The organism is uncultured Tateyamaria sp., from assembly GCF_947497045.1.
In the GTDB taxonomy this organism is placed as follows: domain Bacteria; phylum Pseudomonadota; class Alphaproteobacteria; order Rhodobacterales; family Rhodobacteraceae; genus Tateyamaria.
On the sequence record NZ_CANMEU010000009.1, the window covers coordinates 41,976 to 62,972 of the forward strand.

Consider the following 20,997-nt stretch of genomic DNA (forward strand, 5'->3'; position numbering starts at 1 on the left):
TGACAAAGCTCTAATGCATGCTCTCAGCCCGCGTCGGTGCGCCCGCGCCGATCCATGCGCAGCGCTGCATAAAGAACATGCGTGCGCCAACGCCCGTCAATCTGGAGATAGCTTTGCGCGACGCCCTCATATTTGAAGCCACAACTTTCGAGCAACCCGCGCGAGGCCACGTTTTCCGGCAGGCACGCCGCCTCGACCCGGCTAAGGTCAAGGCGGGTGAACGCGTAATGCACGACCGACAGGATCGCCTCTTTCATATAGCCTTGGCGGGCATAGGGTGCACCCGTCCAATACCCCAACGTGCCCGCCTGTGCAGGGCCACGCCGGATATTGTCGAGCGTAATCGCCCCCATCAGTTCCCCGTCCGTGCGGCGAAACAGGAACAGCGGCAGCGCCGTGCCCGACGTGACCGAGCGTTGCGCCCAATAAACCCGATTGGTGAACGCCTTGCGCGTCAGATGATCCTGCGCCCAGCCCGGCTCCCACGGGGTCAGGTGATCCTGGCTGGCGCTGCGCAGCGCGGCCCAGGGGCGGAAATCGGAATGGGTCGGCGGGCGCAACGTCATACGCTCCGTCTCGATCCGCAATTTCCGTTTGGCAAGCAACATCAGGCGGCGCGGCGCTCCTGCAAGGTGCCAAGGTCGGGGGCCTGATCGACAGGGCCATAAAGCGCCATCGCCATCGGGGCCGCACCCGCCATTTGCTCGGCAAAGCCGCGCACGTCCGCGAGGCTCACCGCATCAATCTGTGCCACAGTTTCCTCCAACCCCGGCACCCGATCCCAGATTTGCACCAGTCGCGCCAGCCGCTCCGCCCGGTTCGAGGGGCTTTCAAGACCCATCAGCAACCCGGCTTTCATCTGCACACGGGCGCGCTCGATTTCAGCCGCGCTCAGGTCGCCCGCTGCACGCTTCATCTCGTCAATGGTGATCGTCGCCAGATCGCTGATCTGATCCGCAGAGGTGCCCGCATAGATCGTCGTCATGCCAGTATCGGCATAGGCCCCGGCCTGGGCAAAAATCGTATAACACAGCCCCCGGTTTTCGCGGATTTCCTGAAACAGGCGGCTCGACATGCCGCCGCCCAAGGCGCTCGCGTAAATCTGCGCGGTATAGATGTCGTCATCGCGGTAGCCCGGCGATTCAAATGCGAGCGCGAAATGGGCCTGCTCCAGCGTCTTGGTCTGGCGCACTTCACCCCCCGAGAACCGCGCATTGTCGGCAATCAACACGGGGCGCGGCTTGAGATGGCCGAACTGCTCTTCGGCAAGCCGCACAATGGCGTCGTGATCAACGGCACCTGCCGCCGACAGGATCATCTGTTCTGGGCCATAGTGCTGACCGATAAAGCGCGACAGGTCTTCGCGGCCAAAGGCCGACACCCGTTCGGATGGGCCAAGGATGGTGCGCCCGAGGGGCTGCTCGGGGTAGGCGCGTTCCTGCAACCAGTCAAAGATCACATCGTCCGGTGTGTCCAGCGCCTGCCCGATCTCTTGCAGGATCACGCCGCGCTCAGTCTCGATCTCGGCCTGATCAAAGGTCGGGTTCAACAGGATGTCCGAAATCACATCCATCGCCAGCGGCACATCGTTCTGCAACACCCGTGCATAGTAAGCGGTCACTTCGCGGCTGGTATAGGCGTTGATATAACCTCCCACATCCTCGATTGCCTCGGCAATCTGAAGGGCCGTGCGCCGCTTGGTGCCTTTGAACGCCATATGCTCAAGAAAATGCGCGATGCCGTTCTGTTCGGGCGCTTCGTGGCGCGCGCCTGCGCCGACCCACACCCCGACAGAGGCCGAGGCAAGCCCCGGCATATCCTCGGTCACGATACGAAATCCGTTGGAAAGGCGATGTGTGCGTGTTGTCAATTCGGTCTCACAACTTGGGTCAGGATGCGCGATGCGCAATGATGTGGGCCTTGAGTGCGGCAAGATCGTTGGGCACTCGCGTCAGCCGTTCGGCGCGTTCATACAGGTCCGCCATGCGCGGGGGAAGGGGGGGGCGTATGCCGGTAGCCGCCTCGACCGCATCGGGGAACTTGGCGGGGTGCGCAGTGGCAAGGGTGATCATCGGGGTCCCCGCCGTGCGCACCGCTTCGGCCACATGCACGCCAACAGCAGAGTGCGGGCACAGCAATTCGCCACTGGCCTTGAGGGAGGCTGCGATCTGCGCGCTGGTTTCTGTCTCGGACACCCGGTCCGAGTCAAAGTGGTCCTGCAAGGCCTGCATCGCACCCTGACTGACGTCGAACCCGCCCGCCTTCAACTCATCCATCAACTGCGCGATGGCCCCGCCATCCCGGTCATATGCGTCAAACAAGGCCCGCTCAAAATTCGACGACACCTGAATGTCCATCGACGGGCTGATCGACGGAATCGTGTCGCCCTTGTGATAGCCCTGCCCGCTCAGACAGCGATGCAGGATGTCGTTCTGGTTCGTCGCCACCACCAGCCGGTCGATGGGCAAGCCCATCCGCTTGGCGATGTAGCCTGCGAAGATGTCGCCGAAATTGCCAGTGGGCACCGTAAAGCTGACCGCACGATGCGGCGTGCCAAGGCTCACGGCGGACGAGAAATAATAGACCACCTGCGCCAGCACCCGCGCCCAGTTGATCGAATTCACACCTGCAAGGCCAACCCCGTCGCGGAACTCAAAATCGTTGAACATGTCCTTGAGGCGGGCCTGACAGTCGTCGAAATCCCCGTCAAGCGCGACGGCATGCACATTGTCCTCGATCGGGGTGGTCATCTGGCGGCGCTGCACTTCGCTGATGCGGCCATGGGGGTAGAGGATGAACACATCCACATTGCTCAGACCCCGGAACGCCTCGATCGCCGCCGATCCGGTGTCGCCCGAGGTTGCACCCACGATCGTCACCCGGTCGCCGCGCCGCTTGAGGGCCGTCTGGAACAACTGCCCGATGAGTTGCATGGCGAAGTCCTTGAACGCCAGCGTCGGCCCATGGAACAGCTCAAGCAGGAAGTGCCCCTGATCGAGTTGGACAAGAGGCGCACGGGCCGCATGGCCGAAACCTTCGTAGGCGCGGGCGATACAGCTGCGCACTTCGCCATCTGTGAACGTCTCGCCGATAAAGGGGCGCATGACGGTATAGGCAATCTGCTCGTAGCTTTGCCCCTCCATCGCGGCGATGGTGGCGTGATCCAGTGCCGGCACCGTCTCGGGCACATAGAGGCCGCCGTCACGGGCGAGCCCTGTCAGCATCGTATCCTCAAAGGTCAGCGCAGGGGCCTGGCCACGGGTCGAGATATAGCGCATCGGTCAGTCTTTCGGATCGGGTGCGCGCACGGAGCGGCGCACGAAATAGGTGGTCATCGCCAGCCAGATCGCCGCCAGCGAAAACCACGTGATGGCGTATTGCAGGTGATCGTTGGGAATGCCAGCGGTGTCTACGGGCCAGGGCGTCACGCCAAGGTCGATTTCAGGTGCCGCGCGCAGCACAACCAGAACGGGTCGGGTGTTCAAGGCCTCGGCCATTGCGGGCACATCGCGGGCGAACCACGTGTTGTCTGCCAGATCAGGCGGCGGGGTCAGCCCGTCCGCCTCGATCGGGGCATCAAGGTTACCAGTCAGGGTAAGGCGTACCTGTGGTGCGCCCATCACGGGGGCGGACACAGGCGACCAGCCGGTGTCGATCAATACGGGCGCTGCGCCTTCGGGGGTGAAAGGACGGATGATGCGATAGACGGGACCGATGTTGCGGCGCGAAGCCAGCATGCGGATGTGCCCCTCTCCGAATGTGCCCGACAGGGTGACGGGTGCATAACGGCGAAACTGCGGATCAAAGGCCGCCTCAAGCGGGACAGGATGCGCAGCAATCTCCACCTCGATCCGGGCGAGCAGGTCCTGTTTCCACGCGAGGCGCTGCACCTGCCACACCCCAAGGCTGACCAGAATACCCGTCCCGATCACCCCGACTGTCAGAAAGAACCACAGGCGTCGCATCGCCGCATATCCGCATTAAGACGTGAAAAGCGCGCGAGGACACTCGCGCGCTTTGAAGGAGGATCTAAGGGCACGCCGCTTAGTGCGCTCCGGGCATCTGACCCACACCCCAGATGTACACGGCGAGGAACAGGAACAGCCACACCACATCCACAAAGTGCCAGTACCATGCGGCGGCTTCAAACCCGATATGCTTGTCCTCGGTGAAGTGACCCTTCATCGCACGCAGCAGGCACACGAACAGAAAGATGGTCCCGATGATCACATGCGCGCCGTGAAAGCCCGTCGCCATAAAGAAGTTGGAGAAGAACTTGTCGCCGCCAAATTCCCAGCCCTGATAAAGCAGGTAGGAATATTCATAGGCCTGAAGAACCGTAAAGAACACGCCCAGCACAACCGCCAGCGCCAGCCCGTTGACCACATCCTTGCGCGCGCCGCCATGGACAAGCGCGTGGTGTGCCCATGTGACCGCACAGCCCGACAAAAGCAGGATCAGCGTGTTGATCAGTGGCAGGTGAAACGCATCCACATGATAGATTTCGGGCTGCACATATGAGGTACCGACATATTCGCTCATCGGGTACATGGCGTGTTTGAAGAACGACCAGAACCACGCCGCAAAGAACATGACTTCGGACATGATGAACAGGATGAAGCCGTAACGCAGGCCGATGCGCACGACAGGCGTGTGATCGCCGATGCGGCTTTCGGCCACCACGTCAGCCCACCAGCCGAACATCACGTAAAGGACCGCAACGAACCCCATCAGGAACAGCCATGGGCCACTCAACTCGATGGATTTGAAAAAGATGGTCATGCCACCCGACATCCACGCCACCGCGCCGAACAGCATGGTAAACCCGGCCAACGCGCCAAGCAGCGGCCAGGTCGACGGGGCCAGAATGTGATAGTCGTGATCTTTTGCGTGGGCCATGCTGGCGTCCCTCAGTTCAGGTTGGTGTCTGTGTCCTGCGCCACAGCGGCATAGCCGTCAGGCAGGTCAATTTCGTAAAATGTATAGCTCAAGGTGATCGAGTGCACGTATTTTGCGTCGCGGTCGGTCACTATTTCGGGGTCCACATAGAAGGTTACGGGCATCTGCACCCGCTCGCCGGGGGCCAGAACCTGCTCTTCGAAGCAGAAACAGTCGATCTTGGAAAAGAACCCGCCCGCCTCGTAAGGGGCCACGTTGTAGCTGGCAGACCCTGCCACGGGTTTGTCGGTGGGATTGTAGGCCTCATAGAAAGCCAGCCCGGTCTCGCCGATCCGCAATTCCATCTCGCGCACGGTGGGGGTGAACTGCCACGGCATGTTGCGTTCCAGCGAGGCGTCAAAACGCACCTTGATTGTCTGATCCAGGATCTCGTCGCTGGCCACCTCACTGACACCTGTGGTGCCACCAAAGCCCGTAACCCGGCAGAACCAGTCGTAAAATGGCACCGACGCCCAGGCCAGCCCGCCCATCACGACCACAAGGCTCAGCGTTTGAGCGACGGTTTTCTGCGGCCCGGACAGCTTATGGAAACCCGGCAGACGCATCATTGGCCCTCCTCGATCCGGGGCATTTCGAAATCACCGCCTGTGATTTTCACGAAGGTCAGGGCAAGGATCAGCACAACAAAGCCACCCAGCATCATGCCCACGCCAACATTGCGCCCTTTGCGGCGCTGGTGAATTTCATGTTCAGCCTTGATGCTCATGCCCAGATTCCCCATGCGGCAGGCAACAACGCCTCGGCCAGAATAGCGCCAAAATGCGCAAACAGATACCACAGCGACAGGCGGAAAAACGACTTTTCGACCTTGTACCCATCCGCTTCGGCCTGCACCTCGTTCCGGCACCAGATGTCATAGGCCCCCTTGAGGAACAGTGCGTTCAGGACCACAGCCACGGCCAGATAAACCGGCCCGCCAATTGAGGTAAACGCCGTGCCCACCGCCAGCAGCGCCAACGGCACCGTATAGGCCAGCACATGGGCCCGCGTCGATTTGCGCCCGTGGGTCACGGTCAGCATGGGTACGCCCGCATTGTGGTAATCTTCCTTCATAAACAGCGCCAGCGCCCAGAAATGGGGCGGCGTCCACATGAAGATCAGCGCAAACATCAGCCACGCCTCGACCGACATGGACCCGGTCGCAATGACCCATCCGATCACGGGCGGGAACGCACCCGCAGCGCCGCCGATCACGATGTTCTGCGGCGTCCAGCGCTTCAGCCACATCGAATAGATGACCACATAGAAGAAGATGGTGAAGGCAAGCAGTGCGGCAGCCAGCAGGTTCGCACTCAGCGCCAGCATCATCACCGACAGACCCGACAGGGCAAAGCCCAGCACCTTGGCCTCGTCCGCTGTGACCTTGCCCGCGGGCACGGGACGCTTGGCGGTCCGGGTCATCACACCATCAATATCAGCATCCCACCACATGTTCAGCGCACCAGAGGCCCCTGCCCCGATGGCTACGAACAGGATCGACGCAAAGCCGATCACCGGATGCACGCTGATGGGAGCGGCCAAAAGGCCAACCAGCGCAGTGAACACAACCAGTTGCATCACACGCGGCTTCATCAACGCAAAATAATCGCCCAGGGACGCTTCAGTCTCTTGCTGTTGCGGCTGATAGCTGATGTCGGTCATCTGCATCCTGCGGGTTGGGGTGGTTTGGTAAGGCGGAGGTGTCCTCCGCCCCACTCACATCTCAGTTCGAGGCGACGTTGAAGGACTGCGGCACGCCGGCAAACTCGGCTTTGGCCTCTGCAAGCCAAGCGGCATATGCCTCTTCAGACACAACCTTGACCGTGATGGGCATATAGGCGTGGGCAATCCCGCACAGTTCGGAACACTGTCCAAAATAGATGCCTTCCTTCTCGGCCTTGAACCACAATTCCGCCAGACGTCCGGGAACCGCATCCTGCTTGACCCCGAAGGCCGGGATGGTCCAGGCGTGGATCACGTCGGCACCCGTCACCTGCACAACCACAGTCTTGTTGACCGGGATCACAACGGCATTGTCAGTGGCCAGCAGGAAGTCTTCGCGCGCATAGCCCGCTTCAACCAATGCCTCTTCGGTTTCGGGGGTCAGCGAGTTGTCCCCACCGGTGGCGGGCGCGCCGATCATGTAGCTGTCAAAGCCAAAGCCCTCGTCCACATATTCATAGCCCCAGAACCACTGGTAACCGGTCGCCTTGATGGTCACATCCGCTTCGGGAATTTCCTGTTGGTGGAACAGCGTCGGCAGCGAGAATGCACCGATAAACACAAGGATCACGATCGGAATGACCGTCCACGCAATCTCAACCGGCGTGTTGTGGGTAAAGTTGGCCGGGTTCGGGTTCCGTTTCGCGTTATAGCGGATCACGACCCATGCCATCAGCGCGGTCACGAACAGAGTGATGACCGTAATGATCACCAAGATCATGCCGTCCAGCCATTGCAGGCGGCGGGCCACCTCGGTCGCAGCAGGCTGAAAGCCCATCGCGCCATCCACGGGGCGCCCGATCACTTCAAGCCCGTCTTGGGCCCAAGCCGGGGCAGCAGCAAGAGCGCTGAGCACGCCCGAAATAGAAAGAAGCTTTTTCATCTGGTCGTCCTGATCTTGATGGATCGCTGATCGGTCCATGGGGGCTCGTACACGCACTGCCGGTTGCCACCCGTTGTATTGTCGCGACTTACAATCATATCTTTATCCCAAGATAAAGACTTAAGAGGCGCGTCAAACGGACGCTCACCCGCATTTTCAGGCCCCCGGCCGACAGGAGACACCGATGACTGACGCCCCCTTTGCGCCACTGGAAACCGAAATCGACCGAGATGTGGCGCTGGACGTGCTGCGCGGTGCGACGGCGGGGGCGGATGACGGAGAGTTGTTCTTTGAACGCCGCCGCTCGGAATCGCTGGTATATGATGACGGGCGGCTCAAAACAGCCAGCTATGATGCGGCACAAGGCTTTGGTCTGCGGGCCGTCCGCGGGGAAGTGGCCGGGTATGCGCATTCCACAGAGATCACTGAATCCGCTTTGCGCCGCGCGGCAGACACCGCACGTCTGGCTGTGGGGTCCGGTGGCGGCACGCTGGCAGACGCGCCCCAAGCCACCAACCGCCACCTTTATACTGCCGACGATCCGATTGCCGGGGCCAGCTTCGCGGTCAAGCTCGACACCCTCAAGGAGATCGACACTTTCCTGCGCGACCTTGATTCGCGGGTGGTGCAGGTGTCGGCCTCGATCGGGGCCTCCCTGCAAGAGATTGAAATTCTGCGCCCCGATGGGCTGTCGGTGCGCGACATCCGCCCCATGACCCGACTGAACATCTCGGTCATCGTGGAACAGGACGGACGGCGCGAAAGCGGCACGGCGGGCGGCGGCGGACGGGTCGGCCTTGACGGGCTGATGCTGCCCGCTGACTGGCAGGCCAAGGCGCGCGAGGCCCTGCGGGTGGCCGTCGTGAACCTTGACGCAGTCCCCGCCCCGGCAGGCGTGATGGACGTGGTCCTTGGCCCCGGCTGGCCCGGCATCCTGCTGCACGAAGCCATAGGCCACGGGCTTGAGGGGGATTTCAACCGCAAGGGCAGTTCCGCCTTTGCCGGGCTGATGGGCCAGCGGATCGCCGCAAAAGGCGTCACGGTGCTGGATGACGGCACCATTCCCGACCGGCGCGGCTCGATCTCGGTCGATGACGAGGGGACACCATCCGCCACGAACACTCTGATCGAGGACGGCGTGCTGGTCGGTTACATGCAGGACCGTCAGAACGCCCGACTGATGGGCGTGCCCGCCACCGGCAACGGACGGCGGCAAAGCTATGCCCACGCGCCCATGCCGCGCATGACAAACACGTATATGTTGGGCGGTGACAGCGCCCCCGAGGATATCGTGGCCGACCTCAGGGACGGGATCTATGCGGTGGGCTTTGGTGGCGGGCAGGTTGACATCACCAATGGCAAGTTCGTGTTTTCCTGCACCGAAGCCTATCGGGTCGAGAACGGCCAGGTCGGCGCGCCGGTCAAGGGCGCGACCCTGATCGGGGACGGGGCAACGGCGCTGAAGCACATCCACGGCATCGGCAACGACATGGCGCTTGATCCCGGCATGGGCAATTGCGGCAAGGCGGGTCAGTGGGTGCCGGTGGGCGTGGGCCAGCCGACCCTGATGATCGGCGGATTGACGGTGGGCGGATCAGCCGCCTGAGGCGGGCGATTCTGTTTCAGTCCGGTTGAGAACCAGAAACGGTGCCAGACCCTCGCTATATCTGGGGAGGCGCGGGTGTGCCCATGGGTTTTCACTTTGTTCTGCGTTGGTTTTTGACCGGATTTTTCCTTTTAGAATCAGCTGGAGGCAGAGTTGTCTCGCATTGAGTCGCCTATGTTCATGCGTTGTTAACCTTGCTGATTCTACAACAGGGACAGCAACAGACGGAGCCTCGGATGACTGAAAGGGATACCCATCCTTCTTCCACTCACCCCCCACTCCCACCCACCTCGGAAGACGACCAGTTTTCGCGTCTTCGTCTGTTGCGGTCACGCCGGGTCGGCATTGCGACGTATCAACGTCTGCTGATTGAACACGGCACCGCGCAAAATGCGCTGGCCGCGCTACCTGAGGTAGCGCGTGCCGCCGGCGTTTCATCCTATCAGGTTTGTCCCGAAGGGGTCATTCACGGCGAACTCAAAGCCGCCCGTGCCGCAGGCGCACGCCTTGTGGCTCAAGGATCGCCCCACTACCCCGCTGCCCTGAACGACCTCAAGGATGCACCGCCCTTCCTGTGGGTGATCGGTGATATCGCCCTGCTGCACAAACCCATGATCGCCATGGTGGGCGCGCGCAACGCATCCTCTCTTGGCACCCGGATGGCGCGCGCCCTGGCGCGTGACCTGGGGGCGGCGGGTCATGTTGTGGTGTCCGGCCTTGCGCGCGGCATTGACGCAGCGGCCCATCTGGCCGCGCTCGACACAGGCACAATCGCCGTGCAGGCGGGCGGCGTCGATACGATATACCCTGCGGAAAATGCCGAACTCGCCCAGAACATCGGCGCGCGCGGTCTGCGCATCAGCGAGCAACCCATGGGGCTGCAACCCATGGCGCGCCACTTCCCGGCGCGTAACCGGATCATTTCGGGCCTTGGCGCGGCGACGGTCGTGGTCGAGGCCGCGGCCAAATCCGGCAGCCTGATCACCGCGCGCGACGCGCTTGATCTGGGCCGTGACGTGCTGGCGGTGCCGGGGCATCCAATGGATGCGCGTGCCTCGGGATGCAACATGCTGATCCGGGATGGCGCGACCCTTGTGCGCGATGCAAATGACGTGATCGAAGCACTTGCGCCCCTCGCCCCTGCCGCCCCCGAATTGCCACTGGTCCCACCACACGCTCCGCAGCCTGACACGCGATCCCTGCGCCAGACGGCGGACCTGCACCGCCAGATATTGTCGCGCCTGGGCCCCTCACCGCTGGCCGAAGATCAACTGATCCGCGACCTTGGCGCACCCACGGCCACGATCACTCCGGCACTGGTCGAACTGGAACTGGATGGCAGCATTGATCGCGCCCCCGGCGGCCTGCTGACCCGCGCCAGTTAGGCGCACCCGATTGAGGGTCGGTTGACAATCGCCGCTTGCACCCCACATCTTGCGCCGCCATAGAGCACACATATGTCCCCGTCCGAGGTAGCCCCCGTAAATGCCCGTCGTCGTTGTCGAATCCCCAGCCAAAGCCAAGACAATCAACAAATATCTGGGGGATGATTACACCGTTCTGGCCAGCTATGGGCACGTGCGCGACCTGCCCCCCAAGGACGGATCGGTTGACCCCGACAACGAATTCGAGATGGTCTGGGAAATCGCGAGCGCCAGCAAAAAGCACATGAAGGCGATTGCCGATGCGCTCAAGGATGACAACGCGCTGATCCTCGCAACCGACCCCGATCGCGAGGGCGAAGCGATCAGTTGGCACCTGCAAGAGGCGCTGACCAAGCGCAAGTCGATCAAGAAAGACACCCCCGTCAGCCGCGTCACCTTCAACGCGATCACCAAATCCGCCGTGGACGAGGCGATGCAAAACGCCCGCCAGGTCGATATGCCCCTGGTCGAAGCCTATCTGGCACGCCGCGCACTGGATTATCTGGTAGGCTTCAACCTCTCGCCCGTGCTGTGGCGCAAGCTGCCCGGTGCCAAGTCTGCGGGTCGCGTGCAGTCGGTATGTTTGCGCATCCTGACCGAGCGCGAGATGGAGATTGAGGCCTTTCGCAACCGCGAATACTGGTCAGTCAAGGCTGTGCTCGCCTCCCCAAGGGGTCAGGAATACGAGGCGCGCCTTACCTCATTGGCGGGCAAAAAGCTCGACAAGTTCGACCTTGAAAACCAGACGCAGGCTGACATGGCTCAAGCCGCCATCACCAGCCGCGATCTGAAAATCCAGTCGGTCGAGGCCAAGCCCGCGTCGCGCAACCCATCCGCCCCCTTTATGACCTCGACCCTGCAACAAGAGGCCAGCCGCAAGTTCGGCATGGGCGCGCGTCAGGCCATGTCCTCTGCGCAGCGGCTCTATGAGGCGGGTTATATCACCTACATGCGGACCGATGGCATCGACATGGCCCCTGAGGCCGTCACCATGGCGCGCGACGCGATCAAGGACCGCTACGGCGACGCATATGTGCCGGGCCAGCCGCGCGTTTACAAGAACAAGGCCAAGAACGCCCAAGAGGCCCACGAATGTATTCGCCCCACCGATATGGCGCGCGATGCGGCCAGCCTGAAAATCACCGATGATGATCAGCGCAAGCTTTATGATCTGATCTGGAAACGCACCCTCGCCTGCCAGATGGAGGGGGCCCGTCTTGAACGCACCACAGTCGAAATCGGCAGCGATGATGGGCAAGTTGGCCTGCGCGCCACGGGGCAAGTCGTGCTGTTTGACGGGTTCCTGCGTGTCTATGAGGAAGGGCGCGATGATGACGTCGTCGATGATGATGACAAGCGCCTGCCCCAGCTGAGCGAGGGGGATCCAGCCGACAAGCGGTCGGTCACGCCCGAGCAGCATTTCACCCAGCCCCCGCCCCGCTATACCGAGGCGACATTGGTCAAACGGATGGAAGAATTGGGGATTGGCCGCCCGTCAACCTATGCCAGCATCGTGACCACCATTCAGGATCGCGGCTATGTGCGCAAAGACCGCAATCGTCTGATCCCGGAGGATAAAGGGCGGCTCGTCATCGCGTTCCTGGAAAACTACTTCCGCCGTTATGTGGGCTATGATTTTACCGCCAGCCTCGAAGAAGAGCTGGATGATGTCAGTGCAGGCGACCGCGACTACAAGGATGTGTTGGGCCGGTTCTGGCAGGATTTCAGCGCCGCGATTGCCGAAACTTCCGAGTTGCGCATCACCGAAGTGCTCGAAAAGATCAACGAGGTGCTGGAACCGCACCTGTTTCCGCCGCTTGACGGTGGAGGCGATCCGCGCCTGTGCCCCAATTGCGGGATCGGGCGGCTCAGCATGCGCACGGCCCGCTCGGGTGGGGCGTTCATCGGTTGCTCAAACTACCCCGAATGCCGCTATACCCGCGCCTTTGGCCCGCCCGGCCAGGAAGACGACAGCGGCATCCCGCCCGAAGGCAAACTGCTTGGCGAGGATGAGGATGACAAGATTTACGCGTTCAAGGGCCGTTTTGGCCCCTATGTGCAGCGCGGCGAGGTCACGGACGACAACAAAAAGCCGCCCCGCCAGTCGATCCCCAAGGAATGGCCGCCCACCGAGGTGGACCTGGAACAGGCGGTGCGCCTGCTGTCCCTGCCCCGCCAGATTGGACCCCACCCCGAGGATGGGATCATGGTCTGGGCCAATATCGGACGCTATGGGCCATATTTGAAACACGCTGAATCCACGTCGGATCGCGGCGGCACCAACGCCAACCTCGAAGGCATCGAGGAGGTGTTTACCGTCGGCATGAACCGGGCCGTGCAACTGCTCGCCGAAAAAGTGGCCAGCCGTGGCGGGCGCGGTGTGGCAGCCAAACCGCTGCACGAGTTGGGCGAGCACCCCTCTGAGGGCGGGCCCGTCAATGTGATGAAGGGCAAATACGGACCTTATGTGAAATGGGGCAAGGTCAACGCAACCATCCCCAAAGGGACCGAGCCCGAGAATGTGACGATGGACATGGCGGTGCAGTTGATCGAGGAAAAGGCACCGGCCAAGAAGAAGCCCGCAAAGAAGAAGGCTGCCGCCAAGAAACCGGCGGCCAAGAAGAAAGTGGCGGCGAAAAAGAAGTCAGCCTGACGGGGTGCCCGCCTCAAGGGCTGCGACCCGTTCGACGACCTTGTCCATCAACGCGACGAGTTGGGTCTGTTCGCGCGCACTCAGTGCCGACAGAAACAGAGCCATATTGCGCAGATCCTGCGTGTGGATGGCATCCGCAACCGCGCGCCCTTCATCTGTCAGGTCCAACTCATAGGCCCGGCGATCCTGACTGCATTGCTGGCGCTGGATCAACCCGCGGCTCACCAGACGCGCGATCACACTGCTGGCTGTCGTGGGCGCCACACCCAGTTGCGCGGCCACCGCAGTCGCGCGCACACCCGGCGCGGTGCGGACAATCGCCAACGTATGAAAATCCAACGCGTTGAAGCGGATCACATGGCGATGCTCGGGCGAGGTGCGCTCGCTGATCAGCATCACGCGCATAACTGTTTTCACCTGATCCAGCAATCTATGTTCCATGCTCATAGCCGACAGTCACCCAATGCACTTGTCTGCGCAAGAGGGCCCCCTAAATACTACGATATCCGCAGCAACTACTGCGATACTCGCATCAATCAACTGGAGACAGATAATGACCCGCACCTTGATCAAAGCCGCAACCGTCGCCGCTCTTGGCCTGACAGTAGCCGCCCCGGCCTTTGCCCTCACAAACGTCTTCCCGACATTCGTTACCGTACCAGACACGACGATCCCGGCACCCGCGGACATAAAAGGCGACAAGCAGAAATAGGGGCACGCCGCCTTCCCGAACCGAACAGACGCCCGGCCCCAAAAGGTCGGGCGTTTTTGCGCCTCATCCCCACTTGGCAGAAGCGCGATTCCAGCGGATTGGCAATTTCATGCAGTATACAACTGCATACCACCTGTGTACGTTGACAGCCACCCAGACTCGCGTCACAAATTTCCACAGGGTGTGCGGCCTCCTTCAGAGGTGTCCAGGAGTAATTTATGAAAAAGATCTACGGCTCTGCCTCCGAGGCACTGGATGGGCTATTGTTTGACGGCATGTTTATTGCAGCGGGCGGGTTCGGCCTGTGTGGCATCCCCGAACTGCTGCTGGATGCGATCAAAGAGGCGGGCACCAAGGATCTGACATTCGCATCCAACAACGCGGGGGTTGATGATTTTGGCATCGGTATCCTGCTGCAAACCCGGCAGGTCAAAAAGATGATCTCGTCCTATGTGGGTGAAAACGCCGAGTTCATGCGCCAATACCTGTCCGGTGAGCTGGAACTTGAGTTCAACCCCCAAGGCACGCTGGCCGAGCGGATGCGCGCGGGCGGCTGTGGCATCCCCGGCTTTTACACCAAGACCGGCGTGGGTACCGTCATTGCCGATGGCAAGGAACACAAGGACTTCAACGGCGAAACCTATATCATGGAGGAAGGCATCTTTGCCGACCTCGCCATCGTCAAGGCGTGGAAGGCGGACGAGACGGGCAACCTCGTGTTCCGCAAGACGGCGCGCAACTTCAACCCGCCCGCCGCCATGTGCGGCAAGGTCTGTGTCGTTGAAGTCGAAGAGATCGTGCCGACCGGCAGCCTTGATCCCGACACCATCCACCTGCCCGGCATCTATGTACATCGCCTGATTCAAGGCGCGCACGAAAAGCGCATCGAACAACGCACCACCCGCGCGGCCTGACGGAGACAAGCCATGCCCGACACGCTTGAGCAGATTCTGGGTCAGAATATGATCTTTGACGGTTTCAACCGTGCCCAGATCGCTATCGTCGTCACCAATCCCTTTCTTGAGGACAACCCGATCGTCTATGTGAACGAAGCGTTCACCCGGTGCACAGGCTATGCCCGGTCCGCGTCAATCGGGCGCAACTGCCGGTTCCTGCAAGGCCCCGAGACGTCCAAGGTCGATGTGGACAAACTGCGCCGCGGGATCGAGAACGAAGAGACTACGACAGTCGACATCATCAACTACCGCGCAAATGGCGAGAAATACCTCAACCGGCTGGTCGTCTCACCTCTGTGTGACAACACGGGCAAGTTGCAGTATTTCATCGGTATCCAGAAGGAACTGCGCGAGACCGACACAGATGCCGGTACCGAACAGATGAACGCGGCCTTGATGGAGATCCAGAACCGGGTGGCCACGGACCTGTCGATCGTAATTGGCATGATCCGCCAGCAATCGGGCAGCACATCAGTGCCCGAAGACTTCGTGGCCCTCAGCCGGCGCATCGAGACCCTTCAGCTTTTGTACGAAGAGATGAAGCTGTCGGACCGCCAGTCCAATCGGAACCACGTTGAGATGGGCAGCTATCTGTCGCGTCTGTCGGCTGCGATTGCCCATGTAACTGGACGGTCCGGTATCCGCCTGACGATCCAGATCGAACCGCTTGAAGTCCCCATTGAAACGGCGACCCGCGTCGGTCTGGTTTTGTCCGAACTTTTGACAAATGCCTTCCAGCACGCCTTTGACCGATTGGACAATGGCCTTGTCGAAGTCCGAATGAGCCGCCTCAGTGCCGGAGGCCTGCGTCTGATCGTATCTGATGACGGCGTTGGCATCCCAAACACGATGGTATGGCCCGATCCAAGCACGGTGGGCGGGCGCATCGTCAGCGGCTTGATCGAGGGGCTTGAAGGCACGCTGCATCTGGGTCGCGGTGCAGCAGGCAGTTTTGTGACCATTGATGTGCCCGCGGGCGCGACACTTGTTGATGAATAAGGAATAGGCATGCCCTGGGATCGCAATCAAATGGCCGAGCGCGCGGCGCAGGAACTCGAAGATGGCTGGTACGTGAACCTCGGCATCGGCATTCCGACCCTCGTGTCCAATTACATCCCCGACGGGATCGAGGTAACGTTGCAATCCGAAAACGGGATGCTGGGCATGGGTCCCTTCCCGGTTGAGGGCACCGAAGACGCCGACCTGATCAATGCGGGCAAACAGACCATCACCGAATTGCCCCAGACCGCTTATTTCGATTCTGCACAATCCTTCGGCATGATCCGCGGCGGCAAGATCGCCATGGCGATCCTTGGTGCGATGGAGGTGGCCGAAAACGGCGACCTCGCCAACTGGATGATCCCCGGCAAGCTGGTCAAAGGCATGGGCGGTGCAATGGATCTGGTGGCAGGCGTGGGCCGCGTTGTGGTTGTGATGGATCACACAAACAAGCACGGCGACAGCAAAGTTCTCAAGGAATGCACCCTGCCCCTGACCGGCAAGGCCGTTGTCGATCGCATTATCACCAACCTTGGCGTGTTGGATGTGGTTGAGGGCGGCTTGCGCATTGTCGAAACGGCGGACGGCGTGACCGAAGACGAATTGCGCGCAGCCACCCAAGCCACCCTCGTCTGAGCCCGAAATCATCCGCGAAGATTGCGCGGCCTCAGTTCAGTGCCGCGAACACACACCCGTCACTGGCAAGCTCGGGTGGCGTGATACAAAGCCCTTTTGCAATCTGGAACGCGGCCAGCACCTTAGGCACATAATCCCGCGTTTCGGGAAAGGGCGGTACCCCCTGATGGGTGCGCACAGCCCCCTCACCCGCATTGTATCCCGCCAGCACCAACATCGGATCACGCTCAAACGTACCCATCAACCAGTCGAGGTATTTCACGCCGCCTTCGATGTTCTGCGCTGCCACGAGGCTGTCGGTCACACCAAAGCGGCTGGCGGTGGCGGGCATCAACTGCATCAGGCCCTGCGCCCCCGCCGAACTCACGGCGTCCTCTTCTCCGGCGGATTCAACCATCATCACGGCCAGCACCAGCGCAGGCGAGACGTCCGTGTCGATGGTGGCACGCAGAATGTCGACACCGCGCGCCTTGGCCAGCGCCTGCATCTGTTGCAGGCGTGGCGCGGGCACTTTGGCGTCGGCCCGGGCCAGGGCGCGCATGGCAAGGTCCAGCCGACCCGGCCCCGCATCTGCCAGATCAGGAGAGACATCTTCCCAGAACCAGTCGAACCGGGCACCACTGGGGGCCTCTGGCCCGGTGGCGGTGGGCACGACCTCTTCTTCAACCACCTCCGCAGGATCAATCTGAACGGTGATCCGCTTTTGCGCGCCGGATTTGGGCGGTTTCACACGTTTGGCCGAGAAATCCTTGAACGGCGGCGGAGACTCAGCCCCAACAGCGCCGAAACTCAGCACCAAACCGCATATCGCGGCGCATAGAATGCGTTTTGTCATATCTGCCTGCCTCTGATTGCACGATCTTGGTCGCGCTTTTGCAGGCAGTGTCGCAAAAAAAGGGGCTTCAGGCCACCATTTGCAGCGTTAAAGATGGCCGTTTCGCCACATTTGCCACGCTATTGGCGCTTGCTCGCGTTCCATAACATTTTTTACAAAAAGTTAGCTTAGCAAAAACAATACCTTAGAGAGGTATTTCAGTTTTTCTGGATGCAGACGCGAAAAGCCCAATTTGCCGCCAAATTCGTGCCCCAATCAAACGTCTATATAGCGGCATACCAAGTCGGACATGGGCCAACAGAGAGAAACGGCCCTCAAGACGGACGACGAGGTTGAACTGAAAAATCTACTGATCCTTTGGAGGGACACTACCATGATGAAATTTATCAAAAACTTCCGTAAAGACGAAAACGGTGCCGTGACTGTTGACTGGGTTGTGCTGACAGCTGCTGTTGTTGGTCTGGCCGTTGCTGCCTATTCGTCGATCGAAACTGGCGCATCCGACCTGACCGCTCAGACCAACACATTCCTGGGCAAGCAAGACCCTAACGCTGCACCTGCAGCCGACGGCGGCAACTAATAGGTTCATTCGGACTTAACACGATACAGCGAGGGGCCGCGTCCAACCACGGTCGCGGCCCCTTGTACATCTCACTTCCAGAAATTGTTTTTACAGGTGAATGACATGACCGCTTTTATCAAAGAGTTCTGCAAGAGCGAACGCGGCGCGGTAACGGTCGATTGGGTCGTCGTTTGTGCCGGTGTGGTTGCCATTGCGGTGATCATGGTGGCCGAAATGAACGCAGGCGCAACCAAACTGACCGCCGAGACAGGCACCTATATGAGCAATTTCCGTTGATCCACCGCCAGGTGTGAACAACCGGCGCCCGCCCCTTCAAGGTCGGGCGCTTTTGCATGTCTGGGGACTGGCGCAGGGCAATTGCCCCACACACACCCCAGCCCTTCCCAGAATATGCCACATTCCACTGTCATATATGATGCCGAGAGGTTCCCGCCGTTCCGGCGAATAATGAACCCAATAAAGAGGTGCTGAGATGCGAATGGTTTTCGGATTGGTATTGCTTGCCGGGATCGCCCTGGCCGGTGGTGCCGTATACATGGCCAAGAATTACATTGGTCAATATCAAGCCGCGCTGGCCGCCGAGCGGGCCGAGCGGGACAAGATTGTGCCCACGATCCCCGTCTATGTGTCGGATCGGGTTTTGAAATACGGCGAGGCGCTCAAGACGGAGGACGTTCGGACCGTCGATTGGCCTGTCACGGCCATTCCCGAAGGCGCATTCACGGCTGACAATCCCCTCTTTGCCGAAGGGCAGCAGGATCCCCGCTTTGTGCTGCGCGCCATGGAAAAGGATGAGGCCATCCTGAAAGTGAAGGTTACCGAACCCGGCGAGGAAGCAGGTCTGACGTCGCGCTTGGCCCGTGGCATGCGTGCGTTTGCACTCAGGGTTGATGTGGCCTCCGGTGTGTCCGGGTTCCTGCGTCCGGGCGACCGGGTGGACGTCTATTGGACCGGTCGGGTCGACAAGTCGCTCGACGCAAGTGTTGGCGAAGTGACCAAGCTCATCGAACCCGCCGTCCAGCTCATCGCGATCGACCAGAGTGCCACCAGCGATCTCAGCGGTGCCAGCGTTGCCCAGACGGTGACTGTCTCCGTCGCACCTGAACAGGTCGCAAAGCTGGCCCAGGCCCAGTCCACCGGGCGCCTGTCGCTGTCCCTTGTCGGTGCCGGGGACGACACCGTTGCCGGGGCGATCGAGATTGACCAACGCTCGCTTTTGGGCATCGAAAAGCGTGCCGCTGCGGTGCAGGCCCCCAAAGAGAAAACCTGTTCCATCCGCACACGGCGCGGCGCAGAAGTGGTCTCAATCCCGATTCCCTGCACAAACTGAGCCTTCTATTCAATCACTTAGCCCGGCGCTCCCATTTGGGGGCGCCAGTTGCATTTGTGCCCCTGTTGCCAGTTATCCACATAAACCTCCTCTCTGAACCCATTGATTCTTGCAAAAAATCTCAAACTGCTGCACGGTCTGCAAAACAGTGGGCAAAAGCCCGCGCACAAGAACAGGCAAGATATCAAATCAAACGCTGCGGGCCCAATGGTCTGACAGAACCACACGGGCACTATGACCCGAATGAATTTCGCGGGCATCAAGACCCGGCACCGAGGCGTGATCAAAAGGGCAGGTCACATGAAAATTGACGTAATCTTCAAAGCGGCCATCGTCGGGCTGTCCATGGCTGTAAGCCCAATCGCATTGACTGCGCATGCAGAAACATTGCGCGTGGTCCGCCAGCAGACCGAATCGAACCTGAACGTCCCGATGAACCGGGCCGTGGTGGTCGAAAGTGATACGCCATTTGCAGAACTCAGCATTGCAAACCCGGCCATCGCGGACATTTCCTCGCTCAGCGACCGCACAATCTATGTGTTGGGTAAATCGCCCGGGCTGACGACATTGACATTGCTGGATGGCAACGGGCGACTGATCACCAACGTGAACGTGCGCGTCGCCGCTGATATCTCCGAGTTCAAAGAACGGCTGCGCCAGATCCTTCCCGGTGAAAAGATCGAAGTGCGCACCGCCAATGACGGTATCGTGCTGTCGGGCGTCGTCTCCTCTGCTTCGCGTCTGCAACGTGCCTTGGATCTGGCCGAACGCTACGCCGAGGGCCGCGTGTCTAACCTGATGAGCGTCGGTGGCGTCCAGCAGGTCATGTTGAAAGTGCGCTTTGCCGAAATGCAGCGCTCGGTCTCCAAATCGCTCAGCTCATCGCTTGGGTTCAACGGGTCCCTCTTTGGGGGCCAGTTGGGCACCAGTAGTGAAACCGGCACGTTCCTCGATGGCAACAACTCGATTTCGAGCGATGTTGAGGTCACACCCGGCACCGAAGGCGCGATTTTGTTCGGCTTCAACGCTGGCAACCTTCAGGTTGGCCTGCTGCTTGAGGCGCTTGAACAAAAAGGCGTTGTGCGCACCCTGGCAGAACCCAATCTGATTGCGCTGTCGGGTCAAGAGGCGACATTCCTCGCAGGTGGCGAATTTCCGATCCCTGTCAGCCAGCAGGAGGGCCAGATTTCGGTTGAATTCAAGCCGTTCGGGGTCCAGCTCAACTTTATTCCCGTGGTGGTCGACAAAGATCTGATCAACCTTCAGGTTGAGGCGTCGGTGTCCGAAGTAGATACCGCAAACTCGATCAACACCAACGGCATCAACATCCCCGCCTTCTCGCGGCGCGAGACCAACACGACGGTCGAACTGCGCGATGGCGAGAGTTTTGCAGTGGCTGGCCTGTTGCAGGACGACTTTCAGGACCTCGCGGGTCAAGTGCCATGGCTGGGCGACGTGCCTGTGCTGGGGACCTTGTTCCGCTCGGCATCGTATCAACGCGCACAAACTGAATTGGTGATCGTGGTCACGGCCCATCTTGTCACGCCTGTGCGTGGCGATGCGCTGGCATTGCCCACCGATCGCATCAAACCACCAAGTGAACGGGACCTGTTCCTGTTTGGACGCACAGCCGCTGGCACACGGACTCCGAAACAGGGGGCCGCCGGCGAGGTTGCCAAACAGGACTTCTCCGGCTCATATGGCTACGTGTTGGATTAAG

At 60.6% G+C, this 20,997-nt stretch carries 22 protein-coding genes; 11 read left to right on the forward strand and 11 right to left on the reverse strand.

Annotated features, from left to right (window positions below; translation table 11 throughout):
- Positions 1 to 23 precede the first annotated feature (23 nt).
- The 9 genes from Q0859_RS16325 to coxB form a co-directional block, all read right to left on the reverse strand.
- The gene (locus Q0859_RS16325; protein ID WP_299153118.1) at positions 24 to 608 is read right to left on the reverse strand and encodes a GNAT family protein; all 585 of its coding nucleotides are present in this window, start codon (positions 606 to 608) and stop codon (positions 24 to 26) included.
- A complete protein-coding gene (locus Q0859_RS16330) occupies positions 608 to 1,870 on the reverse strand; it encodes a pitrilysin family protein (RefSeq protein ID WP_299153120.1) in 1,263 nt (420 codons plus the stop codon). The genes Q0859_RS16325 and Q0859_RS16330 overlap by 1 nt, the downstream gene beginning before the upstream one ends.
- A 19-nt stretch (positions 1,871 to 1,889) precedes the next feature.
- A complete protein-coding gene (thrC, locus tag Q0859_RS16335) occupies positions 1,890 to 3,278 on the reverse strand; it encodes a threonine synthase (protein ID WP_299153123.1) in 1,389 nt (462 codons plus the stop codon).
- 3 nt (positions 3,279 to 3,281) lie between these two features.
- Entirely contained in the window at positions 3,282 to 3,965 is a 684-nt protein-coding gene (locus Q0859_RS16340; protein ID WP_299153126.1) for an SURF1 family protein, read from the reverse strand.
- A 79-nt stretch (positions 3,966 to 4,044) separates the two neighbouring features.
- Positions 4,045 to 4,899: a cytochrome c oxidase subunit 3 gene (locus Q0859_RS16345; protein WP_299153129.1), complete on the reverse strand. Its 855-nt coding sequence runs from the start codon at positions 4,897 to 4,899 to the stop codon at positions 4,045 to 4,047.
- Between the two features lie 11 nt (positions 4,900 to 4,910).
- Positions 4,911 to 5,507 carry a cytochrome c oxidase assembly protein gene (locus tag Q0859_RS16350; protein WP_299153131.1) on the reverse strand — a complete coding sequence of 199 codons (597 nt, stop codon included), beginning with the start codon at positions 5,505 to 5,507 and terminating at the stop codon, positions 4,911 to 4,913.
- Positions 5,504 to 5,665, reverse strand: coding sequence for a cytochrome C oxidase assembly protein (locus Q0859_RS16355; RefSeq protein WP_299153133.1), 162 nt, complete (start codon positions 5,663 to 5,665; stop codon positions 5,504 to 5,506). The genes Q0859_RS16350 and Q0859_RS16355 overlap by 4 nt, the downstream gene beginning before the upstream one ends.
- On the reverse strand, positions 5,662 to 6,600 hold the full coding sequence (gene cyoE, locus Q0859_RS16360) for a heme o synthase (RefSeq protein WP_299153135.1): 939 nt from the start codon (positions 6,598 to 6,600) through the stop codon (positions 5,662 to 5,664). The genes Q0859_RS16355 and cyoE overlap by 4 nt, the downstream gene beginning before the upstream one ends.
- Positions 6,601 to 6,661: 61 nt before the next feature.
- The gene (coxB, locus tag Q0859_RS16365; RefSeq protein WP_299153137.1) at positions 6,662 to 7,543 is read right to left on the reverse strand and encodes a cytochrome c oxidase subunit II; all 882 of its coding nucleotides are present in this window, start codon (positions 7,541 to 7,543) and stop codon (positions 6,662 to 6,664) included.
- Positions 7,544 to 7,727: 184 nt separating this feature from the next.
- On the opposite strand from coxB, the gene tldD reads away from it, so the two are divergent.
- The 3 genes from tldD (at position 7,728) to topA (ending at position 13,226) form a co-directional block, all read left to right on the forward strand.
- Positions 7,728 to 9,149 carry a metalloprotease TldD gene (gene tldD / locus Q0859_RS16370; RefSeq protein WP_299153139.1) on the forward strand — a complete coding sequence of 474 codons (1,422 nt, stop codon included), beginning with the start codon at positions 7,728 to 7,730 and terminating at the stop codon, positions 9,147 to 9,149.
- A 236-nt stretch (positions 9,150 to 9,385) separates the two neighbouring features.
- Complete coding sequence (dprA, locus tag Q0859_RS16375) at positions 9,386 to 10,534, forward strand: DNA-processing protein DprA (RefSeq protein ID WP_299153141.1); 1,149 nt, start codon at positions 9,386 to 9,388, stop codon at positions 10,532 to 10,534.
- A gap of 100 nt (positions 10,535 to 10,634) precedes the next feature.
- Complete coding sequence (gene topA, locus Q0859_RS16380) at positions 10,635 to 13,226, forward strand: type I DNA topoisomerase (RefSeq protein ID WP_299153144.1); 2,592 nt, start codon at positions 10,635 to 10,637, stop codon at positions 13,224 to 13,226.
- On the opposite strand, the gene Q0859_RS16385 is transcribed toward topA, so the two are convergent.
- Positions 13,218 to 13,667, reverse strand: a complete 450-nt coding sequence (locus tag Q0859_RS16385; RefSeq protein ID WP_299153147.1) for a MarR family transcriptional regulator — start codon at positions 13,665 to 13,667, stop codon at positions 13,218 to 13,220. The two genes, topA and Q0859_RS16385, sit on opposite strands and share 9 nt — an antisense overlap.
- Before the next feature lie 112 nt (positions 13,668 to 13,779).
- Between Q0859_RS16385 and Q0859_RS16390 the strand changes: the two genes are divergently transcribed.
- From Q0859_RS16390 to Q0859_RS16405, 4 genes are all read left to right on the forward strand, one after another.
- A complete protein-coding gene (locus tag Q0859_RS16390) occupies positions 13,780 to 13,938 on the forward strand; it encodes a hypothetical protein (RefSeq protein WP_299153150.1) in 159 nt (52 codons plus the stop codon).
- Between the two features lie 218 nt (positions 13,939 to 14,156).
- Entirely contained in the window at positions 14,157 to 14,852 is a 696-nt protein-coding gene (locus tag Q0859_RS16395) for a CoA transferase subunit A (protein ID WP_299153153.1), read from the forward strand.
- Positions 14,853 to 14,864: 12 nt separating this feature from the next.
- Positions 14,865 to 15,893 (forward strand): PAS domain-containing protein, encoded by a 1,029-nt coding sequence (locus tag Q0859_RS16400; protein WP_299153156.1) that lies wholly within the window; start codon positions 14,865 to 14,867, stop codon positions 15,891 to 15,893.
- 9 nt (positions 15,894 to 15,902) lie between these two features.
- Entirely contained in the window at positions 15,903 to 16,529 is a 627-nt protein-coding gene (locus Q0859_RS16405) for a 3-oxoacid CoA-transferase subunit B (protein WP_299153158.1), read from the forward strand.
- 31 nt (positions 16,530 to 16,560) lie between these two features.
- Here Q0859_RS16405 and Q0859_RS16410 read toward each other — a convergent pair whose 3' ends face one another.
- Positions 16,561 to 17,364 carry a lytic transglycosylase domain-containing protein gene (locus tag Q0859_RS16410; protein WP_299153160.1) on the reverse strand — a complete coding sequence of 268 codons (804 nt, stop codon included), beginning with the start codon at positions 17,362 to 17,364 and terminating at the stop codon, positions 16,561 to 16,563.
- Between the two features lie 373 nt (positions 17,365 to 17,737).
- Between Q0859_RS16410 and Q0859_RS16415 the strand changes: the two genes are divergently transcribed.
- The 4 genes from Q0859_RS16415 to Q0859_RS16430 all read left to right on the forward strand — a co-directional run bounded on the left by Q0859_RS16415 (position 17,738) and on the right by Q0859_RS16430 (position 20,996).
- Complete coding sequence (locus Q0859_RS16415) at positions 17,738 to 17,944, forward strand: hypothetical protein (protein ID WP_299153162.1); 207 nt, start codon at positions 17,738 to 17,740, stop codon at positions 17,942 to 17,944.
- A 105-nt stretch (positions 17,945 to 18,049) separates the two neighbouring features.
- Positions 18,050 to 18,223 (forward strand): hypothetical protein, encoded by a 174-nt coding sequence (locus tag Q0859_RS16420; protein WP_299153164.1) that lies wholly within the window; start codon positions 18,050 to 18,052, stop codon positions 18,221 to 18,223.
- Positions 18,224 to 18,419: 196 nt separating this feature from the next.
- Positions 18,420 to 19,277: a Flp pilus assembly protein CpaB gene (cpaB, locus tag Q0859_RS16425; protein WP_299153166.1), complete on the forward strand. Its 858-nt coding sequence runs from the start codon at positions 18,420 to 18,422 to the stop codon at positions 19,275 to 19,277.
- Positions 19,278 to 19,577: 300 nt separating this feature from the next.
- Positions 19,578 to 20,996, forward strand: a complete 1,419-nt coding sequence (locus Q0859_RS16430; RefSeq protein ID WP_299153168.1) for a type II and III secretion system protein family protein — start codon at positions 19,578 to 19,580, stop codon at positions 20,994 to 20,996.
- The last annotated feature ends 1 nt before the right edge of the window (position 20,997 follow it).

Coding starts and splice junctions, on each gene's coding strand:
- Q0859_RS16390 (WP_299153150.1), top strand. CDS start 13,780: ATGACCCGCACCTTGATCAAAGCCGCAACCGTCGCCGCTCTTGGCCTG.
- Q0859_RS16325 (WP_299153118.1), bottom strand. CDS start 608: ATGTTGCTTGCCAAACGGAAATTGCGGATCGAGACGGAGCGTATGACG.
- Q0859_RS16400 (WP_299153156.1), top strand. CDS start 14,865: ATGCCCGACACGCTTGAGCAGATTCTGGGTCAGAATATGATCTTTGAC.
- dprA (WP_299153141.1), top strand. CDS start 9,386: ATGACTGAAAGGGATACCCATCCTTCTTCCACTCACCCCCCACTCCCA.
- cpaB (WP_299153166.1), top strand. CDS start 18,420: ATGCGAATGGTTTTCGGATTGGTATTGCTTGCCGGGATCGCCCTGGCC.
- Q0859_RS16345 (WP_299153129.1), bottom strand. CDS start 4,899: ATGGCCCACGCAAAAGATCACGACTATCACATTCTGGCCCCGTCGACC.
- Q0859_RS16350 (WP_299153131.1), bottom strand. CDS start 5,507: ATGATGCGTCTGCCGGGTTTCCATAAGCTGTCCGGGCCGCAGAAAACC.
- Q0859_RS16385 (WP_299153147.1), bottom strand. CDS start 13,667: ATGGAACATAGATTGCTGGATCAGGTGAAAACAGTTATGCGCGTGATG.
- Q0859_RS16355 (WP_299153133.1), bottom strand. CDS start 5,665: ATGAGCATCAAGGCTGAACATGAAATTCACCAGCGCCGCAAAGGGCGC.
- thrC (WP_299153123.1), bottom strand. CDS start 3,278: ATGCGCTATATCTCGACCCGTGGCCAGGCCCCTGCGCTGACCTTTGAG.
- Q0859_RS16415 (WP_299153162.1), top strand. CDS start 17,738: ATGATGAAATTTATCAAAAACTTCCGTAAAGACGAAAACGGTGCCGTG.
- Q0859_RS16420 (WP_299153164.1), top strand. CDS start 18,050: ATGACCGCTTTTATCAAAGAGTTCTGCAAGAGCGAACGCGGCGCGGTA.
- Q0859_RS16410 (WP_299153160.1), bottom strand. CDS start 17,364: ATGACAAAACGCATTCTATGCGCCGCGATATGCGGTTTGGTGCTGAGT.
- Q0859_RS16340 (WP_299153126.1), bottom strand. CDS start 3,965: ATGCGACGCCTGTGGTTCTTTCTGACAGTCGGGGTGATCGGGACGGGT.
- topA (WP_299153144.1), top strand. CDS start 10,635: ATGCCCGTCGTCGTTGTCGAATCCCCAGCCAAAGCCAAGACAATCAAC.
- cyoE (WP_299153135.1), bottom strand. CDS start 6,600: ATGACCGACATCAGCTATCAGCCGCAACAGCAAGAGACTGAAGCGTCC.
- Q0859_RS16405 (WP_299153158.1), top strand. CDS start 15,903: ATGCCCTGGGATCGCAATCAAATGGCCGAGCGCGCGGCGCAGGAACTC.
- Q0859_RS16430 (WP_299153168.1), top strand. CDS start 19,578: ATGAAAATTGACGTAATCTTCAAAGCGGCCATCGTCGGGCTGTCCATG.
- Q0859_RS16395 (WP_299153153.1), top strand. CDS start 14,157: ATGAAAAAGATCTACGGCTCTGCCTCCGAGGCACTGGATGGGCTATTG.
- coxB (WP_299153137.1), bottom strand. CDS start 7,543: ATGAAAAAGCTTCTTTCTATTTCGGGCGTGCTCAGCGCTCTTGCTGCT.
- tldD (WP_299153139.1), top strand. CDS start 7,728: ATGACTGACGCCCCCTTTGCGCCACTGGAAACCGAAATCGACCGAGAT.